Source organism: Segatella asaccharophila (assembly GCF_054687055.1).
The window spans coordinates 202,203-219,584 of sequence record NZ_BAACAN010000001.1; the positions used below are offsets into that span (position 1 = coordinate 202,203).

Here is a 17,382-nt window from a genome sequence, read left to right on the forward strand (position 1 = left end):
AGCATTTAAGATGTCACAGAAACCATCCATCCCAAAGGGTACCCGGGATTTCGGGCCTGAGGAGATGGCAAAAAGAAACTATATTTTCAATACTATCAGGAGTGTCTATGCTCTGTATGGCTTTCAGCAGATTGAAACTCCGGCCATGGAGACGTTGCACACCCTGATGGGGAAATACGGAGAGGAAGGAGACCAACTATTGTTCAAGGTCCTCAATTCTGGGAATTATTTATCGAAAATAACCGATGAAGAACTTCAGGAGCGCAATCCCTTGCATCTGGCTCCCTGCCTTTGCGAAAAAGGACTGAGGTATGATCTGACCGTCCCTTTTGCACGCTATGTGGTCATGCATCGTGATGAGATCCAGTTGCCCTTCAAGCGTTATCAGATCCAACCTGTATGGCGTGCTGACCGTCCTCAAAAGGGCCGTTATCGTGAATTCTATCAATGTGATGCGGATGTCGTAGGTTCCGACTCCCTGCTCAATGAGGTTGAACTGATGCAGATCGTGGATACCGTATTCACGCGTTTCGGGGTACGGGTACAGATCAAGATCAACAACAGGAAGATTCTGACCGGTATGGCGGAGATCATGGGCGCGGCAGACAAGATCGTAGACATCACGGTGGCTATCGACAAACTCGATAAGATCGGGTTGGAGAACGTAAACGAAGAGCTTCTTAACGATGGGATAGGCAGAGAGTCTATTGCTAAATTGCAGCCTATCCTTACCCTTCAGGGAACGAATGATGAGAAATTGACGGAGATGAGCAGGATACTTGAAGGGAGTGAAACCGGCATGAAAGGGGTGGAAGAAACCCGGTTCATCCTGGAGACCCTCAAGAAACTGGAATTGAAGAATGAAATCCAGTTTGACCTGACTCTTGCCCGTGGACTCAATTACTATACCGGGGCTATATTTGAAGTAAAGGCACTTGATACCCCTATGGGAAGTATCACTGGCGGCGGCCGTTATGATAACCTGACCGGGATCTTCGGGATGCCCGGCCTGAGTGGAGTAGGAATCAGTTTCGGGGCAGACCGCATCTATGATGTCCTGAACACCCTCAATCTTTATCCTAAGGAAACGGCAACATCCACCCAGCTGTTGTTCATCAATTTCGGCGAAAAGGAAACGGCTTATTGCATGCCTATTGTGGCCAAAGTCCGTAATAGTGGAATCTTTACAGAAATGTACCCGGATCCGGTGAAAATGAAAAAGCAGATGGCTTATGCCAATGCGAAGCAGATCCCATACGTGGTACTGGCAGGAGATGATGAAATCCAGGCCAGTAAGGTGACTTTAAAAAATATGGAGACCGGCAAACAGAGATTGGTTACCGTTGAAGAACTGGTTAATGTCCTTAAAGACAAGGCTTAGAGCAACTATCCGGCCGACCTGATTCCCTGACATGCCTGTTAACGTCAGTGATCCGTCTGCCCTTCTCCCTGTACAGGGAGAGGGGGAACGAATGAAAGTGCCCGGAAGGGAGGATATGCTGGAGAGTATTTAAATAGATTTAATTTTAAAATGACATTTATCCAAATTTGTTTTGGAAATCAGAAAAAAAGACTTATCTTTGCAACCACAATAAAAACAATTAATTTCTAATAGAGAATGGAACAAAAGAACGAAGCATATCAACGTCTGGTAAAGAATGGAGTCCGTCCATCCGTACAGCGCTATGCAATAATGAATTACCTGTTGACCCATTTCGATCATCCCACAGTGGATGAGGTCTATCAGGGATTGTGTGATCAGATTCCGACTTTGAGTCGTACCACAGTTTACAACACCCTTCGTCTGTTGTCAGAGCACAATGCTGCTCAGATGATAACGATAGATGATCATCATGTCTGTTATGACGGAAATATCAATCCTCATGTCCACTTTATCTGCAAGAAGTGTGGAAAGATCATTGACCTGTTTGATGAAAAGGCACCCCGCGTTCGCAAACAAACGATGATTGACGGTAATATTGTAGAAGAGGAGCAACTCTATTACAAGGGAATATGTGCCGAATGTGCAGCCAAGGAAAAGGCTGAAGGAAATGTGGAGCAATAGTCAGGAGACTGTAGATGCTGAATGAATATTCTATTTGCTATATTTAATCTTTAAAAAGTAAAACATTTATGAAGAAGAAGTTTATATGTACCGTTTGCGGGTACATTTATGAAGGAACAGAGGCTCCTGAACAATGTCCGATCTGCAAGGCTTCTCGCAGTAAGTTCAAAGAACTGGACAGCAACAATGATGATGACTATAATTTTGCTACAGTCCACTATCTGGGTGCAGCGTATAAAGAGGGAGTATCTGACGATCTGATCCAGCACTGCAAGGCTACATTCAGCGGTGAGTGCAGTGAGGTAGGGATGTATAAGGCTATGGCCCGTGAGGCAGACCGTGAGGGTTATCCGGAGATTGCCAGTGTCTTCGAGCGTTACGCGGATGACGAGGCCAATCATGCCAGTCGTTATGCAGAACTTCTGGGTGACCTCGTTCATGACACCAAGTCTAATCTGGAAGCCCGCATCAAGGCCGAAAAGGGTGCTTGTGCCGAGAAGTTTGCCGCAGCCAAGAAAGCTAAGGCTGAGGGCAATGATACGTTGCATGACACCATCCATGAAATGGCAAAGGATGAAGCTCGTCATGCTGCCGGTTTCATCGGTCTCTATAAGAGATATTTCGAGAAATGAAATTTCTGATCATCCCGATTTGAGGAGATGATTTTTCCGATGTTATATACCTGACTTTTCCGAGCCAGGTATTTTTTTGTCTGATCGAGGGACAGAATATAAAACTCCCGCAATCCTCAATCAGGAAACGGGAGTTTTATATTGAAATCAACTTGAGTAAATTCCAGGTTGGTTATGGATTCTGTTATTTGCCGTTCAGAGCAAGGTCAACGGCCACGGCAGTAGCCACGGTGGCACCCACCATCGGGTTATTCCCCATGCCCAGGAACCCCATCATTTCCACGTGAGCAGGGACAGATGAAGAACCGGCAAACTGTGCATCGGAGTGCATTCTTCCCAAGGTATCAGTGAAACCATAGGAAGCGGGTCCTGCAGCCATATTATCAGGATGAAGAGTACGGCCCGTACCTCCTCCGGATGCAACGGAGAAGTAAGGCTTCCCCGCAGCCAGACGCTCTTTCTTGTAAGTTCCTGCCACAGGATGCTGAAAACGGGTCGGATTAGTAGAATTACCGGTTATGGAAACATCCACGTTCTCTTTCCACATGATGGCAACGCCTTCACGGACATCATTGGCACCATAGCATTTTACTTTCGCGCGTGCCCCCTCAGAGTAAGGAATTTCTTCCAACACACTCAGTTTACTCGTATAGTAATCAAAATCCGTCTTTACATAAGTGAAGCCATTTACACGACTGATGATCTGTGCTGCATCCTTGCCCAATCCATTCAGGATGACGCGCAACGGTTTCAGGCGGACCTTGTTGGCCATTTCCGCAATACGGATTGCCCCCTCTGCGGCCGCAAAACTTTCATGACCGGCGAGAAAGCAGAAGCATTCCGTCTCTTCACGAAGCAGGCGTGCAGCCAGATTACCATGGCCGATACCCACCTTGCGGTCATCAGCAACAGATCCCGGGATACAGAAACTCTGCAGTCCGATACCGATCGCTTCAGCAGCATCAGCAGCCGATTTGATGTTTTTCTTGATAGCAATGGCAGCACCTACGACATAGGCCCATTTGGCATTCTCAAAACAAATCCGTTGTGTATCCTCACATATTTTATAAGGATCAAGGCCCTTTGCTTCGCAAATCTGATTAGCCTCTTCTATATTCTGGATCCCATTAGCATGCAGTACAGCAGAGATCTGCTTCTCACGACGCTCCTGACTTTCAAAATTTACTTTTCTTAACATAGTCGTATCTCCTTATTCTTTACGTGGGTCAATAGATTTAACAATGCCCTGTTCAGCAGTGGTCCGGCCATAACAACCCGTAAATTTCTTTACGGCCTCATTAGCGTCCATACCTTTCTTGATGGCTTCCATCATCTTGCCTAACTGAACATATTCGTAACCGCATACCTGGTTATCTTTGTCGAGGAACATTTTTGTGATATATCCTTCTGTCAGTTCAAGATAGCGTGCACCTTTCTTCAAGGTTCCATAGAGCGTACCGGTCTGTGAACGCAGGCCCTTGCCCAGATCTTCGAGGCCAGCTCCGATGACCAGTCCATTCTCGGAAAAAGCACTCTGAGAGCGACCGTAGACGATCTGGAGGAACAGTTCCCGCATGGCTGTGTTGATGGCATCACATACCAGGTCAGTGTTCAATGCTTCCAGGATGGTCTTTCCCGGAAGGATTTCAGATGCCATGGCAGCCGACTGGGTCATGCCTGAACAGCCGATGGTTTCAATCAGACATTCCTGGATCACTCCATCCTTGATATTCAGTGACAGTTTGCACGCGCCCTGTTGCGGAGCACACCATCCCACACCGTGAGTATAACCGGAGATGTCTTTGATCTCTTTTGCCTTTACCCATTTCCCTTCCTCCGGAATCGGAGCAGGGCCATGATTGGCACCTTTTGCGACAACACACATGTTGTCGACTTCTTTAGAATAGATCATATTCGCTAAAATTTTAAAGAATATAAATATGTGTATGAAGTGTCTTTTGCTGTGAACTCTTAATTAGAACCGCGCAAAAGTACAAAAATCTTCTTAAAATGTCCTATAAAGGATCTACTTTTTGCACTTTAATCGTCTTTTTCGTAGGGTTAGTTAGGGATAAAGAAAAAATTACGTTATCTTTGCAAAATAAAACTTACAATTCGATGCCCATGATTGAGGTGAAAATTAAAGACAGTGAACTGCAGAAGGCTGCAGGAGAAAGTGATGATGCTTTCGTCGGTATCTTTGTGGAAGCCATAAAGAAAGCTATTGGGGGAGGATTGGACGCAGAGGGGATGAGTCGTTTGAATGCCGACCAGATTACGCTGCTTGCATGGGACATTCTCCATGAGGAAGTGATGGACGGAGGACTTATCCAACTCATCCATAATGGTTATGGCGGATTCATTTATATGAACCCTACAGACAAAGCCTTCCGTAATTGGGGACTGACGAACCTCTACCGCTGGATCAACCGCTCTCATGGGTTGTACGTCTCCCATCATGAAGAGATAGAGCGGGATTGCACGGACGAAGAATTTATGGCCCTTTATGAGAAGTTCCCACAATTTGATGATTATGATGATGCCTTTGTTGAAAATGAAGAGCAGTGGACTTCTGAGATTGCCCACTATATTGACGCCCATCTGGAGCGGGGACAAGGGGAGATCAAGGCAAAAGGGACCTTTGCCTTGATCGTAGAATGAACAGAGAAAGGAAAAGGACAGATGAAAAAAGACCAGCATAACCCAAATAAGAAAAGTGCCGTTCAGATCAGGAACAAAAAAGCTTCCTTCGAATATTTCTTTCTGGATAAATTTACCGCAGGAATTGTTTTGACCGGGACCGAAATCAAATCGATCCGCAATGGCAAGGCTTCTTTAGTGGATTCGTATTGCGATATTTACAAGGGTGAGGTATGGGTAAAAGGGATGAGCATCTCTCCCTATTTTTATGGATCTTACTCTAACCAGCCTTCCAAGCGTGACCGTAAGCTCCTGCTCAACAGGAAAGAAATCCGCCATCTTCAGGAAGCTACCAAGGAAGTGGGCTACACCATTGTTCCAACGCTTATTTTTATAGATGACCATGGATTGGCAAAGGTGAATATTGCACTGGCCAAGGGCAAGAAAGAATATGACAAGCGCCAGACCTTAAGGGAAAAAGAAGATCGTCGCGCAATGGACCGTGCGATCAAGCATTATTAAAGGGTGAAGATTGTATTGATATGGATGAGCAAGTGCATAGAGTCGATTTGAAGGATTTAGTTCAGGACCGGATTCTGGTCCTGGATGGAGCGATGGGGACCATGATCCAAACTTATCATCTGGAGGAGGATGATTTCTGGAATCCGGAGTTGAAAGAGGCCTTGGAGAATACTGCTCCCGCCATCCAGTTGAAGGGCAATAATGATGCCCTGAACCTGACTCATCCTGAGATCATCGGGAATATCCATCGGAGGTACCTGCAGGTGGGAGCGGACCTGATTACGACGAACACCTTTTCGTCCCAACGTGTTTCCCAACGGGACTATCATCTGGAAAAATTCAGTTATAGAATGGCATTGGAGGGGGCCAGAATTGCCAGGAAGTGTGCCGATGAATTCAGTACGCCGGAACATCCCCGCTTTGTCCTGGGATCCGTCGGGCCTACAAATGAGACTTGTTCCATGAGCCCTGATGTCAGTAACCCTGCTGCCAGGAATCTATACTATGATGAACTCTTTGCTGCCTATAGTGAAGAGATTGACGGTCTTCTTTCCGGCGGAGTGGACGCAATCCTCATCGAGACGATTTTCGATACACTGAACTGCAAGGTCGCCATTGACGCCGCGGTGACGGAAATGAGAAAAAAGGGTGTACAGTTTCCTATCATGCTCAGTGTCACGATCAGCGATCTGGCAGGGCGGACTCTCAGCGGGCAGACCCTGGATGCTTTTCTGGCCAGCGTCTCCTCTTACCCGATCTTCTCTGTAGGTCTGAACTGCTCCTTCGGACCGGCACAGATGAAGCCTTATTTAAAAGAACTTGCGCAGAGGTCACCTTATTATATTACAGTATATCCTAATGCAGGCCTTCCGAATGCAATGGGACTGTATGATGAAACACCTGACACGATGGCTCCTAAAATACAGGAATTTGTCGATGAAGGACTCGTCAATATCATAGGGGGTTGCTGTGGTACCACTCCTGATTTTATCGCAAGATATATTCCGATTGTGAAAGGTAAGCCGCCACGCCGGCCCATGCACCGTAACCCAACTCTCCAGTTATCCGGTCTGGAACTCCTGGACGTTACTCCTGAAGTTAAATTTGTCAACATTGGTGAGCGTTGTAATGTGGCTGGCAGCAAGAAGTTCCTGCGTTTAATTAAAGAGAAGAAATATGAGGAAGCCGTTTCCGTTGCCCGTAAGGAGGTGGATGACGGTGCTCTGGTCATAGATGTCAACATGGATGACGGACTTCTCGATGCCAAAGCAGAGATGGTCAACTTCCTCAACAGGATTGCGGCTGAACCGGATATTGCCAAAGTGCCGGTAATGATTGATTCCAGTAAGTGGGAAGTCATCATTGCAGGTCTGAAATGCCTCCAGGGAAAGGGTATTGTCAATTCCATCTCCTTAAAAAACGGCGAGGCAGAATTTATCGCTCATGCCTACGAAGTGAAGCGGTATGGAGCTGCCTGCGTTGTCATGTGTTTTGACGAGCAGGGACAGGCTACTACTTATGAAAGGAAGATAGGAATCGCTCGAAGAGCTTATCATATCTTGACAGATGTGGTGGGGATGAACCCTCTGGATATCATCTTTGACCCTAATGTCCTTTCCATCGCCACCGGCATGGAGGAGCATGATGCTTATGCTGTGGACTTCCTCAAGGCAACCCGCTGGATTCGGAAAAACCTGCCCGGTGCACATGTGAGTGGTGGAATCAGCAATCTGTCCTTTTCCTTTCGTGGAAATAACACCATCCGCGAATCCATGCATGCTGTTTTCTTGTACTACGGTTTGAAATGCGGATTGGATTTCGGTATCGTAAATCCTTCTGCTAAAATCACTTATGATGATATTCCTAAAGAACAACTTCAGATCATTGAAGATGTGGTTCTCAACCGCAGGAAAGGAGCCGCAGACCAACTCATAGAGTTGGCTGACCGTCTGAAGGACACGGCTGACACTAAGAAAACTGGTGGGACAAAAGGGATGACTGACTCCCCCAGACAGAAAGAGCAATGGAGAACTCTGCCTTTGGAAGAACGTCTTGGCTATGCCCTTCGCAAGGGCATATCAGATTATCTGCAGGAAGATTTGAAAGAGGCTCTGGAAAAATATCCTCATGCCGTAAATATTATTGAGGGACCTTTAATGGCAGGAATGAACGAAGTAGGCAAACTTTTTGGTTCCGGAAAGATGTTTCTCCCACAAGTGGTAAAGACTGCCAGGACAATGAAGCAGGCCGTTGCCATTCTCCAGCCTTATATCGAATCAGAGAGGACGGGACATTCCTCGAAAGCTGGAAAGGTGCTGCTGGCTACGGTTAAGGGTGATGTACATGATATTGGCAAGAATATCGTCGCTGTCGTCATGGCTTGTAATAATTACGAAGTCATTGATATGGGGGTGATGGTACCGGCTGAGCAAATCGTCAAGAAGGCTGCCGAAGAGAAAGTCGATATTATTGGGTTAAGCGGACTGATTACCCCTTCTCTCGATGAAATGGTCAATGTAGCCAGGGAGCTCCGTCAGGCAGGGCTCAATATCCCTATCATGATCGGTGGGGCTACGACAAGCCAGCTTCACGTGGCTCTCCGTATTGCTCCGGTCTATGAAGGTCCCGTGGTATGGATGAGGGATGCCAGTCAGAACCCGATCATGGCTTCACGGCTTTTGAATAAGGAGGAGAAGCCCCAATTGGAGAAAGATCTCAAGGAGAAATATGAGCAACTCCGGGAGCATTATCAGAAGGAACAGGAACGGTTACTGTCACTGGATGAAGCAAGAAAAAACAAGTTGGACCTTTTCAACTAACTGGAAAGATTCATAGGATGTTATATAAGTTATGATAAAGAATATAATTTTTGACCTGGGCGGGATCATTTTTACGATTGATGAGAAGCAGGCAGTTCGCAGATTCAAGGAAATAGGACTGAAAAATGCTGACGAACAACTCGATCCTTACCGTCAGAGCGGTTATTTCGGGGAATTGGAATCGGGAAAGATCAGTGCAGAAGAATTCCGTCAGGAACTGAGCACGAACATCGGTCATACCGTAACCCTGGACGATTGCCGTTATGCGTGGACAGGCTATGTGAAAGAGGTCCCTCAGATCAATTTGGACAAGTTGATCTCTTTACGTGAGAAAGGCTATCGGCTTATCCTGCTGACAAATACCAATCCATTTATGATGAGCTGGGCTGAAAGCAACGAATTTGACGGTAAGGGTCATCCTTTATCCTATTATTTCGATGCAGCTTACAAGAGCTATCAGATGAAATTGATGAAGCCGGACAAATCCTGTTTCCTGTATCTTCTCCGTCATGAAAAGATCGCTCCGGAGGAGAGCCTTTTCATTGATGATGGTCCCCGTAACGTGGCTGCTGCAGGAGCACTGGGGCTGCGTACGTACTGTCCGGAAAATGGACTGGACTGGACGAAGCAAATGGATGATTATTTAAAATAATTAAAAATCTACTTTTTCAGTTGGCTGAGTGTAGGAAATTTAAACTTTTCCTTTAACTTTGCATCGGATTCATGAGTTATCCGCATTTTCGTCGGGAAAAGGAGAGAAATTAATGAACGATTTGATGAAAAAAGTATTATTCATGGCATTGGCGGTCATTTTCGCCATGCCGTTATTCGCACAGCGCATCAACTATGAGGTTATTGCCAAAGTTCCTTTTGATGCCCGTACCATGCATTATGGGAAAGTTGATCCGGTGAAAATGAATATTGTCCGTGTAGGGAATCAGGTCATCTATATAGGCCCTGATAAGTATACGATAAAGAAGACGGATACGGCGTTCAAGGACTCCGTCATGGAGTACCTTGAGTATGATGCCACCGATGAAACCGGGCAGGAATATACCATAAAGGTTGCTTACGATGGAACGGCTACTCCGGACGTTATGCGGCATTTCGTGCTGATATTCAATGATAATGATATTTACAACTGGACTTACTACTATACGTCTGCCGGAAAAGAAATGACGGACGAAGATTCAAAGTGATATTTTAAGAACTAATAATAATGATGTTTAAAAAGAAAAAGAGATGGCATTGCCTGCCGGGACAACCTCTGACAGAACTTGACAAGAAGGTCATGTATTGGGAAAGTAAGGGCAAGGAAGTGCCTACTCGGGACTTGATAAAAACTCCGGAACAGATAGAAGGGATCAGAAAGAGCGGGGTCGTCAACAACGGTCTTCTGGATACTGTTCAGGCAGCCATACACCCGGGGATGAATACTCAGGAAATAGATGATATTGTCAATGATTATTTGAAAGAACACCATGCCCAGTCTGCCACGTTGAACTATGAGGGTTTCCCCAAAAGCGTGTGTACGAGCATCAACGAGGTGGTCTGTCATGGAATTCCCAAGGAAGAAGATGTACTTCAGGAAGGTGATATTGTCAACGTAGATATGACGACTGTACTGGATGGGTACTATTCAGATGCCAGCAGGATGTTTATTGTCGGTGGCAAGACTACTCCTGAAAAGGATCAGTTGGTCCGTGTGACAAAAGAATGTCTGGACATCGGTGCCCAGGCTGCGAAGCCCTATAGTTTTGTCGGTGACATTGGGCATGCCATTCAGAAGCATGCCGAGAAATTCGGTTACGGCGTGGTCCGTGACCTCTGCGGTCATGGGGTGGGCCTGGCCATGCATGAAGAACCGGACGTGTTACATTATGGCCATCCGGGAACGGGAATGCTCCTCGTGCCGGGGATGTGCTTCACCATTGAGCCGATGATCAATATGGGTACATGGAAAGTGTTCATTGATGCTGATGATCCCTACGGCTGGGAGGTCATCACCGGAGATGAAAAGCCATCCGCACAGTGGGAACATACTTTTGTCATGACTGAACATGGCGTTGAAATTTTATCAGAATAACCATCATGAAGGATATTTATATATTAGGCATTGAGAGCAGTTGTGATGATACCTCCGCAGCAGTTCTCTGCAACAGAGTGATCAAAAGTAATGTGACTGCCTCACAGGAAGTGCACCGCGCCTATGGAGGGGTCGTCCCCGAGTTGGCTTCCAGAGCCCATCAGCAGAATATTGTACCTGTCGTGGACCAGGCCTTGAAGCGTGCAGGAATCACGAAGGAGCAACTCTCTGCCGTGGCTTTCACACGGGGACCCGGATTGATGGGGTCTTTGTTGGTGGGGGTGAGTTTTGCAAAGGGCTTCGCCCGTTCACTGAACATCCCGTTAATTGATGTTAATCACCTCCAGGGCCATGTCATGGCCCATTTCATCAAGGATAATGAAGAGGATAACCACATGCCTCCATTTCCTTTTATCTGCCTTCTGGTCAGTGGAGGCAATTCGCAGATCGTAAAGGTCAATGCTTATAATGATATGCAAGTGCTCGGGCAAACCATTGATGATGCCGCAGGTGAAGCCATTGACAAATGTTCGAAAGTGATGGGACTCGGATATCCCGGTGGTCCGATTATTGACAAACTTGCACGGCAGGGCAACCCTGCTGCTTTTCATTTTGCTGAACCGCACGTCCCCGGACTGGATTATTCTTTTTCCGGCCTGAAGACCTCTTTCCTTTATTCGCTGCGCAAATGGGTGGCCGAGGATCCTGACTTTATAGAGCACCACAAAAATGACCTGGCTGCCAGCCTGGAGCATACGATTGTTGATATTCTGATGAAAAAACTCCGTCTGGCCGTCAAGCAGACGAAGATTACCCATGTGGCGGTAGCCGGAGGAGTATCCGCGAATACTGGTCTGCGAAATGCCTTCAAAGAGCATGCCGCCCAGTATGGATGGACCATCTATATTCCGAAATTCAGTTATACGACGGATAATGCGGCAATGATCGCCTGTGTGGGTACTTATAAGTATCTGGATAAGGACTTTGCGTCCATTGACTTGCCCGCTTTCTCTAAAGTAACTTTCAAATAAAAGAACCCTCACGATCCTATTTCTCTTCAGGGGATAGGTCTCATTTAAACTAACAGAAAATGGAATTAGAAACTAAGATCTTGAGTAAGCAGATCCAGGAACTGCTCTACAACAATGAGAAAACCCTCGGCACCGCCGAAAGTTGTACCGGCGGCCGGATAGCTGAAGCTATCATTGCCGTGCCCGGTGCTTCCAATTATTTCAAGGGTGGCATCATCTCGTATACGAATGAGATTAAGATAAAATTGCTGAATGTCAATCCTCAGGTACTGGAAGAGCAGACCGCTGTGTGCGAGGAAGTTGCCAGAGAGATGGTCAGCGGAGCCATTGAAACACTCAATGTTGACTTTGCGATCAGTGCTACAGGTGTTGCCGGTCCGACAGGAGGAACCAAGGAGATTCCTGTAGGAACAATCTGGCTCGGATATGGAAACAAGGAAGATATCAGAACTTTCAAATTGACCGAAGATTTCGGACGGGACATCAATCTCAGTATCGCAACAAACAAGGCAATGCATCTCTTGCTGGACTTCCTTAAAGAGCACGAGAAAGACCTTAATAAGCCGGAGAAATGAAAAAATATCTTAAAAGATATACATTTCTGAAAGAATATTTTGCAATTCCAAGATAAAATTGTAATTTTGCACCCTGTTTGGAATAGGTTTCAATTAACGAATTTAAAATTTTGAGATAGAAATGTCGAAAATCTGTCAGATTACCGGAAAGAAGGCACAGAGAGGCTGTAATGTGTCTCACTCAAAGCACCATACAAAGCGTAACTTTGATGTCAACCTCTTCAGCAAGAAATTCTATTATGTGGAACAGGCTTGTTGGATTAACCTTAAGATCAGTGCAGCTGGTCTGCGTCTTATCAACAAGATCGGACTTGATGCAGCTCTGAAGTATGCTGTTTCCAAAGGCTACTGTGACTGGAAAGACATTAAAGTAATAGGAGAATAAGATCATGGCAAAGAAAGCTAAAGGCAATAGAGTACAAGTGGTTCTGGAGTGCACGGAAATGAAGAAGAGCGGTCTGCCAGGCACAAGCCGCTATGTGACTACCAAGAATCGTAAAAACTCTCCGGAGCGTCTGGAATTAATGAAATATAATCCCATTTTGAAGAAAATGACTCTTCATAAGGAAATCAAGTAATAGGAGACTTAAACTATGGCAAAGAAAGTAGTTGCTACCCTCCATGAAGGATCAAAGGATGGGAGAGCATATTCGAAAGTAATCAAAATGGTGAAGAGCCCTAAAACAGGTGCTTACGTTTTTGATGAAGAAATGGTTCCTAACGAAGCTGTTAAGGACTTTTTTAAATAAGCCGATAAATCGGTAAAACATATTGAAGTCGTGATCTCTTTGGAGGTCACGACTTTTTTGGGTTCTGATCCCTGACCGATCACTAAATAAAGGATCATTGTATAAAGTCATAAAGTCAGGGACCTTGACGCCTGATTCCGGGCGGTATAGTCATGGAGGAGCAATATGCACCATTTTGGGGTACCATAATGCACCATATCGGTCACAAGTGACTATCGTCGTGAGAATCAGTGACTATGATTCTTTTTTATCGTTAAAAAAGCAACAATATAATTTGAACCTAAATAAATCATCATCCTTATCAGAATTATCAATTTTATTTCTTAATTTTGCAGAAAATACTTTAGAATATGGCATTGTTTGGTTTATTCAATAAAAACAAGAAGGAAACCCTTGATAAGGGTCTGGAGAAAACAAAAGAGAGTGTTTTTGGTAAATTAGCCCGTGCTGTTGCCGGAAAGTCAAAAGTGGATGATGATGTCCTGGATGACCTGGAGGAGATCCTCATCTCTTCGGATGTGGGAGTGGATACGACGATTAAAATCATCGATCGCATCGAAAAACGGGTCGCACGTGACAAATATGTCTCCACATCAGAATTAAATGGTATCCTCCGCGATGAAATCGCCTCTTTGTTGACAGAGAACCATACGATTGATACTGATTCCTGGGATCTGCCAGCAGATCACCAGCCTTATGTCATCCTTGTCGTCGGCGTGAATGGCGTCGGGAAGACTACTACCATTGGAAAACTGGCTTATCAGTTTAAGAAGGCCGGGAAGACAGTTTATCTCGGTGCTGCGGATACTTTCCGTGCAGCTGCCGTAGAGCAGATACAGATATGGGGAGATCGTGTAGGGGTACCGGTGATCAAGCAGCAGATGGGTTCGGACCCAGCTTCAGTAGCTTTTGATACGCTGCAGAGTGCCAAGGCCAATCATGCGGATGTCGTGCTCATTGATACAGCTGGCCGGCTGCATAATAAAGTAGGATTGATGAATGAATTGAAAAAGATCAAGGAAGTCATGAAAAAGGTCATTCCTTCAGCCCCTGATGAAGTACTGCTCGTCCTGGATGGAAGTACAGGGCAGAATGCTTTTGAGCAGGCCAAACAGTTCTCTGCCGTTACGCAGATTACGTCCCTTGCCATCACCAAACTGGATGGTACGGCCAAGGGGGGAGTAGTCATTGGTATCAGTGACCAACTGAAAGTACCTGTGAAATATATCGGGCTCGGTGAGGGCATTGAAGATCTGCAACTCTTCAACAAACGGGAGTTTGTCGACAGCCTTTTCAATGGTCTCAAACAGTAAACAGCCGCAGAGATGAAGAAAAACCAAATTGATGTCATTTCCATGGGTTGTTCAAAGAACCTGGTAGATTCTGAACTCCTGATGAAACAGTTTGAAGCGAATGGTTTCCATTGTGTCCATGACAGTCAGCACCCCCAGGGAGAAATAGCCGTAATCAATACGTGCGGTTTCATCGAGAGTGCAAAAGAGGAAAGCATCAACACGATACTGCAATTTGTTAAGGCAAAAAAGGAGGGGAGGCTGAAGAAGCTCTTTGTCATGGGCTGTCTTTCACAGCGTTACCAGAAAGAGCTGGAGAAGGATATTCCGGAAGTTGATAAGTATTATGGAAAGTTCAATTATAAGCAACTCCTCACTGATTTAGGCAAGGCGGATGTGCCTACCTGTGACGGCAAGCGCCATCTGACAACTCCTCATCATTATGCTTACATCAAAATAGCGGAGGGTTGTGACCGCCATTGTGCCTATTGTGCCATCCCCATTATCACGGGAAAGCATGTCAGTCGTCCGGAAGGAGAAATCTTACAGGAAGTGCGTGATCTTGTCTCCCAAGGAGTAAAGGAGTTCCAGATCATCGCCCAGGAGTTGACCTATTATGGAGTGGATATAGACGGTCACAGGCATATTGCTGAACTGATTCAGAGAATATCAGACATTCCAGGGGTGATCTGGATCCGCTTGCATTATGCTTATCCCACACAGTTCCCCCTTGACCTGCTGGATGTGATGAGAGAACGGCCTAATGTCTGCCGCTATCTGGATATCGCTTTCCAGCACAGCAGCGACCATGTCCTTTCCCGTATGCACCGGCATATTACCAGGCAGGAACAGATTGATCTCATCCGGACCATGCGGGAACGTGTGCCGGGCATCCATATCCGTACCACATTGATGGTAGGTTTTCCGGGAGAGACGGAAGAAGATTTCCAGGACTTGATGGACTTTGTACGCTGGGCACGTTTTGAGCGGATGGGAGCTTTTGCTTATTCAGAGGAAGACGGGACATACAGTGCCCTCCACTATAAGGATGATGTGCCTGAAGAGGTGAAGCAGCATCGGCTGGATGAGTTGATGGCTTTACAGGAAGAAATATCAGGGGAGATGGAGGCCTGCCAGGTCGGAAAGATCATGAAGGTGATCATAGACCGCAAGGAAGGATCCTATTTCGTAGGGAGGACGGAATTCAGTTCTCCTGAAGTTGATCCGGAGGTGCTGATCCCTGTTTCCGGCAATCCCTCTGTACGGACCGGCAGGTTTTATCAGGTTAAGATCACAGGAAGTGAAGACTATGATCTCTTGGGAAAAATAGATGCTCATGAACACTAAGGAAATGATCGCCAGCCTGGCTGAAAGAAGCGGATTCACGCAGGAGGATACCAAAAAACTCTTGCGTACTATTGTTGATGCCTTGACGGAGGAAGTTGGTCAGGGGCAGCCCGTAGTTATCCCTGGTTTTGGTACTTTTGAGGTAAAGAAGCGTCTGGAACGGGTTATCGTCAATCCTACGACAAAACAAAGAATGCTTGTACCCCCGAAATTGATCTTGAATTTCCGGCCTTCTGCATCGGTCAAGGAACAGTTAAAGAATGGAGGGACGCTCAATGGCTAAGAATAGTCTTTCCTTATTATCTGAGCGCCTGGTGGAGAAAAACCATCTTGACGAGGCCACGGCTGATGAATTCATCAAGAGTCTGTTGGCGGTGATCAGTACCGGCTTGCAGCAGGATAAACTTGTAAAGGTCAAGGGGTGGGGAACTTTGAAAATCATCAGCGTACGTGACCGGGAAAGTATAGATGTCAATACCGGGGAGCGTATCGTTATTGAGGGCCGGGACAAACTCAGTTTTACGCCTGATGCGGTCTTACGCGAGATTGTCAATAAACCTTTTGCACAGTTTGAAACGGTTATCGTAAACGATGGCGTTGATTTCACCCCTATAGATGAGAAATTTGCTGAGGGTATGGTACCGGAAGCAGGGGAAGAGGAGGAGGTTACTACCTTTCAGACTGTCCCGGTTTCCGTTACGGAAGGACAGCAGGAGGAGCAGAAAGATATAGAAAAAGAACCTCTTGTTCCTTCTATTGAAAAGGAAAAGGATACTGTGGAGCAGGGCGAAGAGACGAAGTTGACGGACCTGCATAAACCGGCTGGTCAATTGCCGGCAACCGCAGACACGACAGAATCCGTCCCCCTTCATCAAGTTCAAGAAAACTCGCCTGGAGATTCTCCGGTCACCATGACCGCTGAAAAAACTGAGGATATTGTTTCCCGATCGAATCCCATCACTCCTGTTTCTGGAAGCAACGAAAAGCATACTTTATCAGAATCGTCAATGAAGGAGGAGGAAGATGAAATGCCGGATAATCCTAAAAAGACTGTCCCTGTGAAGAGTGACAGTAAAGCATCTCATGGCAGAGTCTTTCCCCGTTATCTCACTTATATTATCGGATTCTTGTTTCTTGTATTGATAGGAGCCTTGGTTGGACTAAGTTATAATTACGGTCGGTTAGTAACAGAGCATAACCAGATGATTATCAAACTCCATGATATTGAGTCAACATCCTCAGTCAGGCCTCCTCGTAAAGTTACGAAAAAGCATGCGGTGCCTTCTTCTTCCCAATCCCCTCGTCAACCAATGGAGAAAAAGGAAGTAAAAGTTCATTCTGATGACCACTCTTCTTACTCCTCGTATGACTCTGATCCACGGATCCGTACAGGAGCCTATCGTATTGCAGGGGTAGAACGTACCGTCACGGTCCGCAGCGGTCAGACCCTTTCAGGATTGAGCCGCACATATTTAGGAAAAGGGATGGAATGTTATGTAGAGGCTCTGAATGGAACGAAAGAAGTCAGGGAAGGGCAGAAACTCCGTATACCGAAATTAGTATTGAAGAAAAGATGACCCTTGTCAGGTTCTTGATGGCTTTCCCCGGGGCATGGCGGTGGTCA

The 17,382-nt window shown here is 46.0% G+C and carries 20 protein-coding genes; 18 read left to right on the top strand and 2 right to left on the bottom strand.

The genetic code is table 11. The features are described from left to right. Positions 1–10: 10 nt before the first annotated feature. From hisS to ACYRYG_RS00830, 3 genes are all read left to right on the top strand, one after another. Positions 11–1,381, top strand: a complete 1,371-nt coding sequence (gene hisS / locus ACYRYG_RS00820; RefSeq protein ID WP_293418627.1) for a histidine--tRNA ligase — start codon at positions 11–13, stop codon at positions 1,379–1,381. 237 nt (positions 1,382–1,618) lie between these two features. Further along, positions 1,619–2,065, top strand: a complete 447-nt coding sequence (locus ACYRYG_RS00825; protein WP_293418625.1) for a Fur family transcriptional regulator — start codon at positions 1,619–1,621, stop codon at positions 2,063–2,065. Between the two features lie 68 nt (positions 2,066–2,133). Beyond that, positions 2,134–2,697 (top strand): NADH peroxidase, encoded by a 564-nt coding sequence (locus tag ACYRYG_RS00830; RefSeq protein WP_460197325.1) that lies wholly within the window; start codon positions 2,134–2,136, stop codon positions 2,695–2,697. Positions 2,698–2,881: 184 nt separating this feature from the next. On the opposite strand, the gene ACYRYG_RS00835 is transcribed toward ACYRYG_RS00830, so the two are convergent. Further along, on the bottom strand, positions 2,882–3,895 hold the full coding sequence (locus ACYRYG_RS00835; protein WP_293418621.1) for a GGGtGRT protein: 1,014 nt from the start codon (positions 3,893–3,895) through the stop codon (positions 2,882–2,884). 12 nt (positions 3,896–3,907) lie between these two features. Next, entirely contained in the window at positions 3,908–4,609 is a 702-nt protein-coding gene (locus ACYRYG_RS00840) for an iron-sulfur cluster assembly scaffold protein (protein WP_294075736.1), read from the bottom strand. A 212-nt stretch (positions 4,610–4,821) separates the two neighbouring features. Here ACYRYG_RS00840 and ACYRYG_RS00845 point away from each other — a divergent pair, with 212 nt between their 5' ends. The 15 genes from ACYRYG_RS00845 (at position 4,822) to ACYRYG_RS00915 (ending at position 17,335) form a co-directional block, all read left to right on the top strand. Then, the gene (locus ACYRYG_RS00845) at positions 4,822–5,358 is read left to right on the top strand and encodes a DMP19 family protein (RefSeq protein ID WP_293418617.1); all 537 of its coding nucleotides are present in this window, start codon (positions 4,822–4,824) and stop codon (positions 5,356–5,358) included. Positions 5,359–5,379: 21 nt separating this feature from the next. Beyond that, positions 5,380–5,859 carry an SsrA-binding protein SmpB gene (gene smpB, locus ACYRYG_RS00850; protein ID WP_293418615.1) on the top strand — a complete coding sequence of 160 codons (480 nt, stop codon included), beginning with the start codon at positions 5,380–5,382 and terminating at the stop codon, positions 5,857–5,859. A 20-nt stretch (positions 5,860–5,879) separates the two neighbouring features. Then, on the top strand, positions 5,880–8,678 hold the full coding sequence (gene metH, locus ACYRYG_RS00855; protein WP_460197326.1) for a methionine synthase: 2,799 nt from the start codon (positions 5,880–5,882) through the stop codon (positions 8,676–8,678). Between the two features lie 31 nt (positions 8,679–8,709). Further along, positions 8,710–9,330, top strand: a complete 621-nt coding sequence (locus ACYRYG_RS00860) for an HAD family hydrolase (RefSeq protein WP_293418611.1) — start codon at positions 8,710–8,712, stop codon at positions 9,328–9,330. A 124-nt stretch (positions 9,331–9,454) separates the two neighbouring features. Continuing rightward, positions 9,455–9,877, top strand: a complete 423-nt coding sequence (locus tag ACYRYG_RS00865; protein WP_293418609.1) for a hypothetical protein — start codon at positions 9,455–9,457, stop codon at positions 9,875–9,877. Positions 9,878–9,900: 23 nt separating this feature from the next. Continuing rightward, a complete protein-coding gene (gene map / locus ACYRYG_RS00870; RefSeq protein ID WP_293418645.1) occupies positions 9,901–10,764 on the top strand; it encodes a type I methionyl aminopeptidase in 864 nt (287 codons plus the stop codon). 5 nt (positions 10,765–10,769) lie between these two features. Further along, positions 10,770–11,795 (top strand): tRNA (adenosine(37)-N6)-threonylcarbamoyltransferase complex transferase subunit TsaD, encoded by a 1,026-nt coding sequence (gene tsaD / locus ACYRYG_RS00875; RefSeq protein ID WP_460197327.1) that lies wholly within the window; start codon positions 10,770–10,772, stop codon positions 11,793–11,795. A 59-nt stretch (positions 11,796–11,854) separates the two neighbouring features. Next, positions 11,855–12,370, top strand: coding sequence for a CinA family protein (locus ACYRYG_RS00880; RefSeq protein ID WP_460197328.1), 516 nt, complete (start codon positions 11,855–11,857; stop codon positions 12,368–12,370). Positions 12,371–12,491: 121 nt separating this feature from the next. Next, on the top strand, positions 12,492–12,755 hold the full coding sequence (gene rpmB / locus ACYRYG_RS00885) for a 50S ribosomal protein L28 (protein WP_293418603.1): 264 nt from the start codon (positions 12,492–12,494) through the stop codon (positions 12,753–12,755). A gap of 4 nt (positions 12,756–12,759) precedes the next feature. Further along, positions 12,760–12,948 (top strand): 50S ribosomal protein L33, encoded by a 189-nt coding sequence (gene rpmG, locus ACYRYG_RS00890; RefSeq protein ID WP_293418601.1) that lies wholly within the window; start codon positions 12,760–12,762, stop codon positions 12,946–12,948. Positions 12,949–12,963: 15 nt separating this feature from the next. Further along, positions 12,964–13,119 (top strand): DUF4295 domain-containing protein, encoded by a 156-nt coding sequence (locus tag ACYRYG_RS00895; protein ID WP_252761610.1) that lies wholly within the window; start codon positions 12,964–12,966, stop codon positions 13,117–13,119. A 350-nt stretch (positions 13,120–13,469) separates the two neighbouring features. Next, positions 13,470–14,432 carry a signal recognition particle-docking protein FtsY gene (ftsY, locus tag ACYRYG_RS00900; protein WP_293418454.1) on the top strand — a complete coding sequence of 321 codons (963 nt, stop codon included), beginning with the start codon at positions 13,470–13,472 and terminating at the stop codon, positions 14,430–14,432. Positions 14,433–14,444: 12 nt separating this feature from the next. After that, positions 14,445–15,758: a 30S ribosomal protein S12 methylthiotransferase RimO gene (gene rimO, locus ACYRYG_RS00905; RefSeq protein WP_293418452.1), complete on the top strand. Its 1,314-nt coding sequence runs from the start codon at positions 14,445–14,447 to the stop codon at positions 15,756–15,758. Beyond that, entirely contained in the window at positions 15,748–16,041 is a 294-nt protein-coding gene (locus ACYRYG_RS00910) for an HU family DNA-binding protein (protein WP_293418450.1), read from the top strand. Before rimO ends, ACYRYG_RS00910 begins: the two co-directional genes overlap by 11 nt. Beyond that, positions 16,034–17,335 (top strand): HU family DNA-binding protein, encoded by a 1,302-nt coding sequence (locus ACYRYG_RS00915; RefSeq protein ID WP_460197331.1) that lies wholly within the window; start codon positions 16,034–16,036, stop codon positions 17,333–17,335. Before ACYRYG_RS00910 ends, ACYRYG_RS00915 begins: the two co-directional genes overlap by 8 nt. Positions 17,336–17,382: the final 47 nt, after the last annotated feature.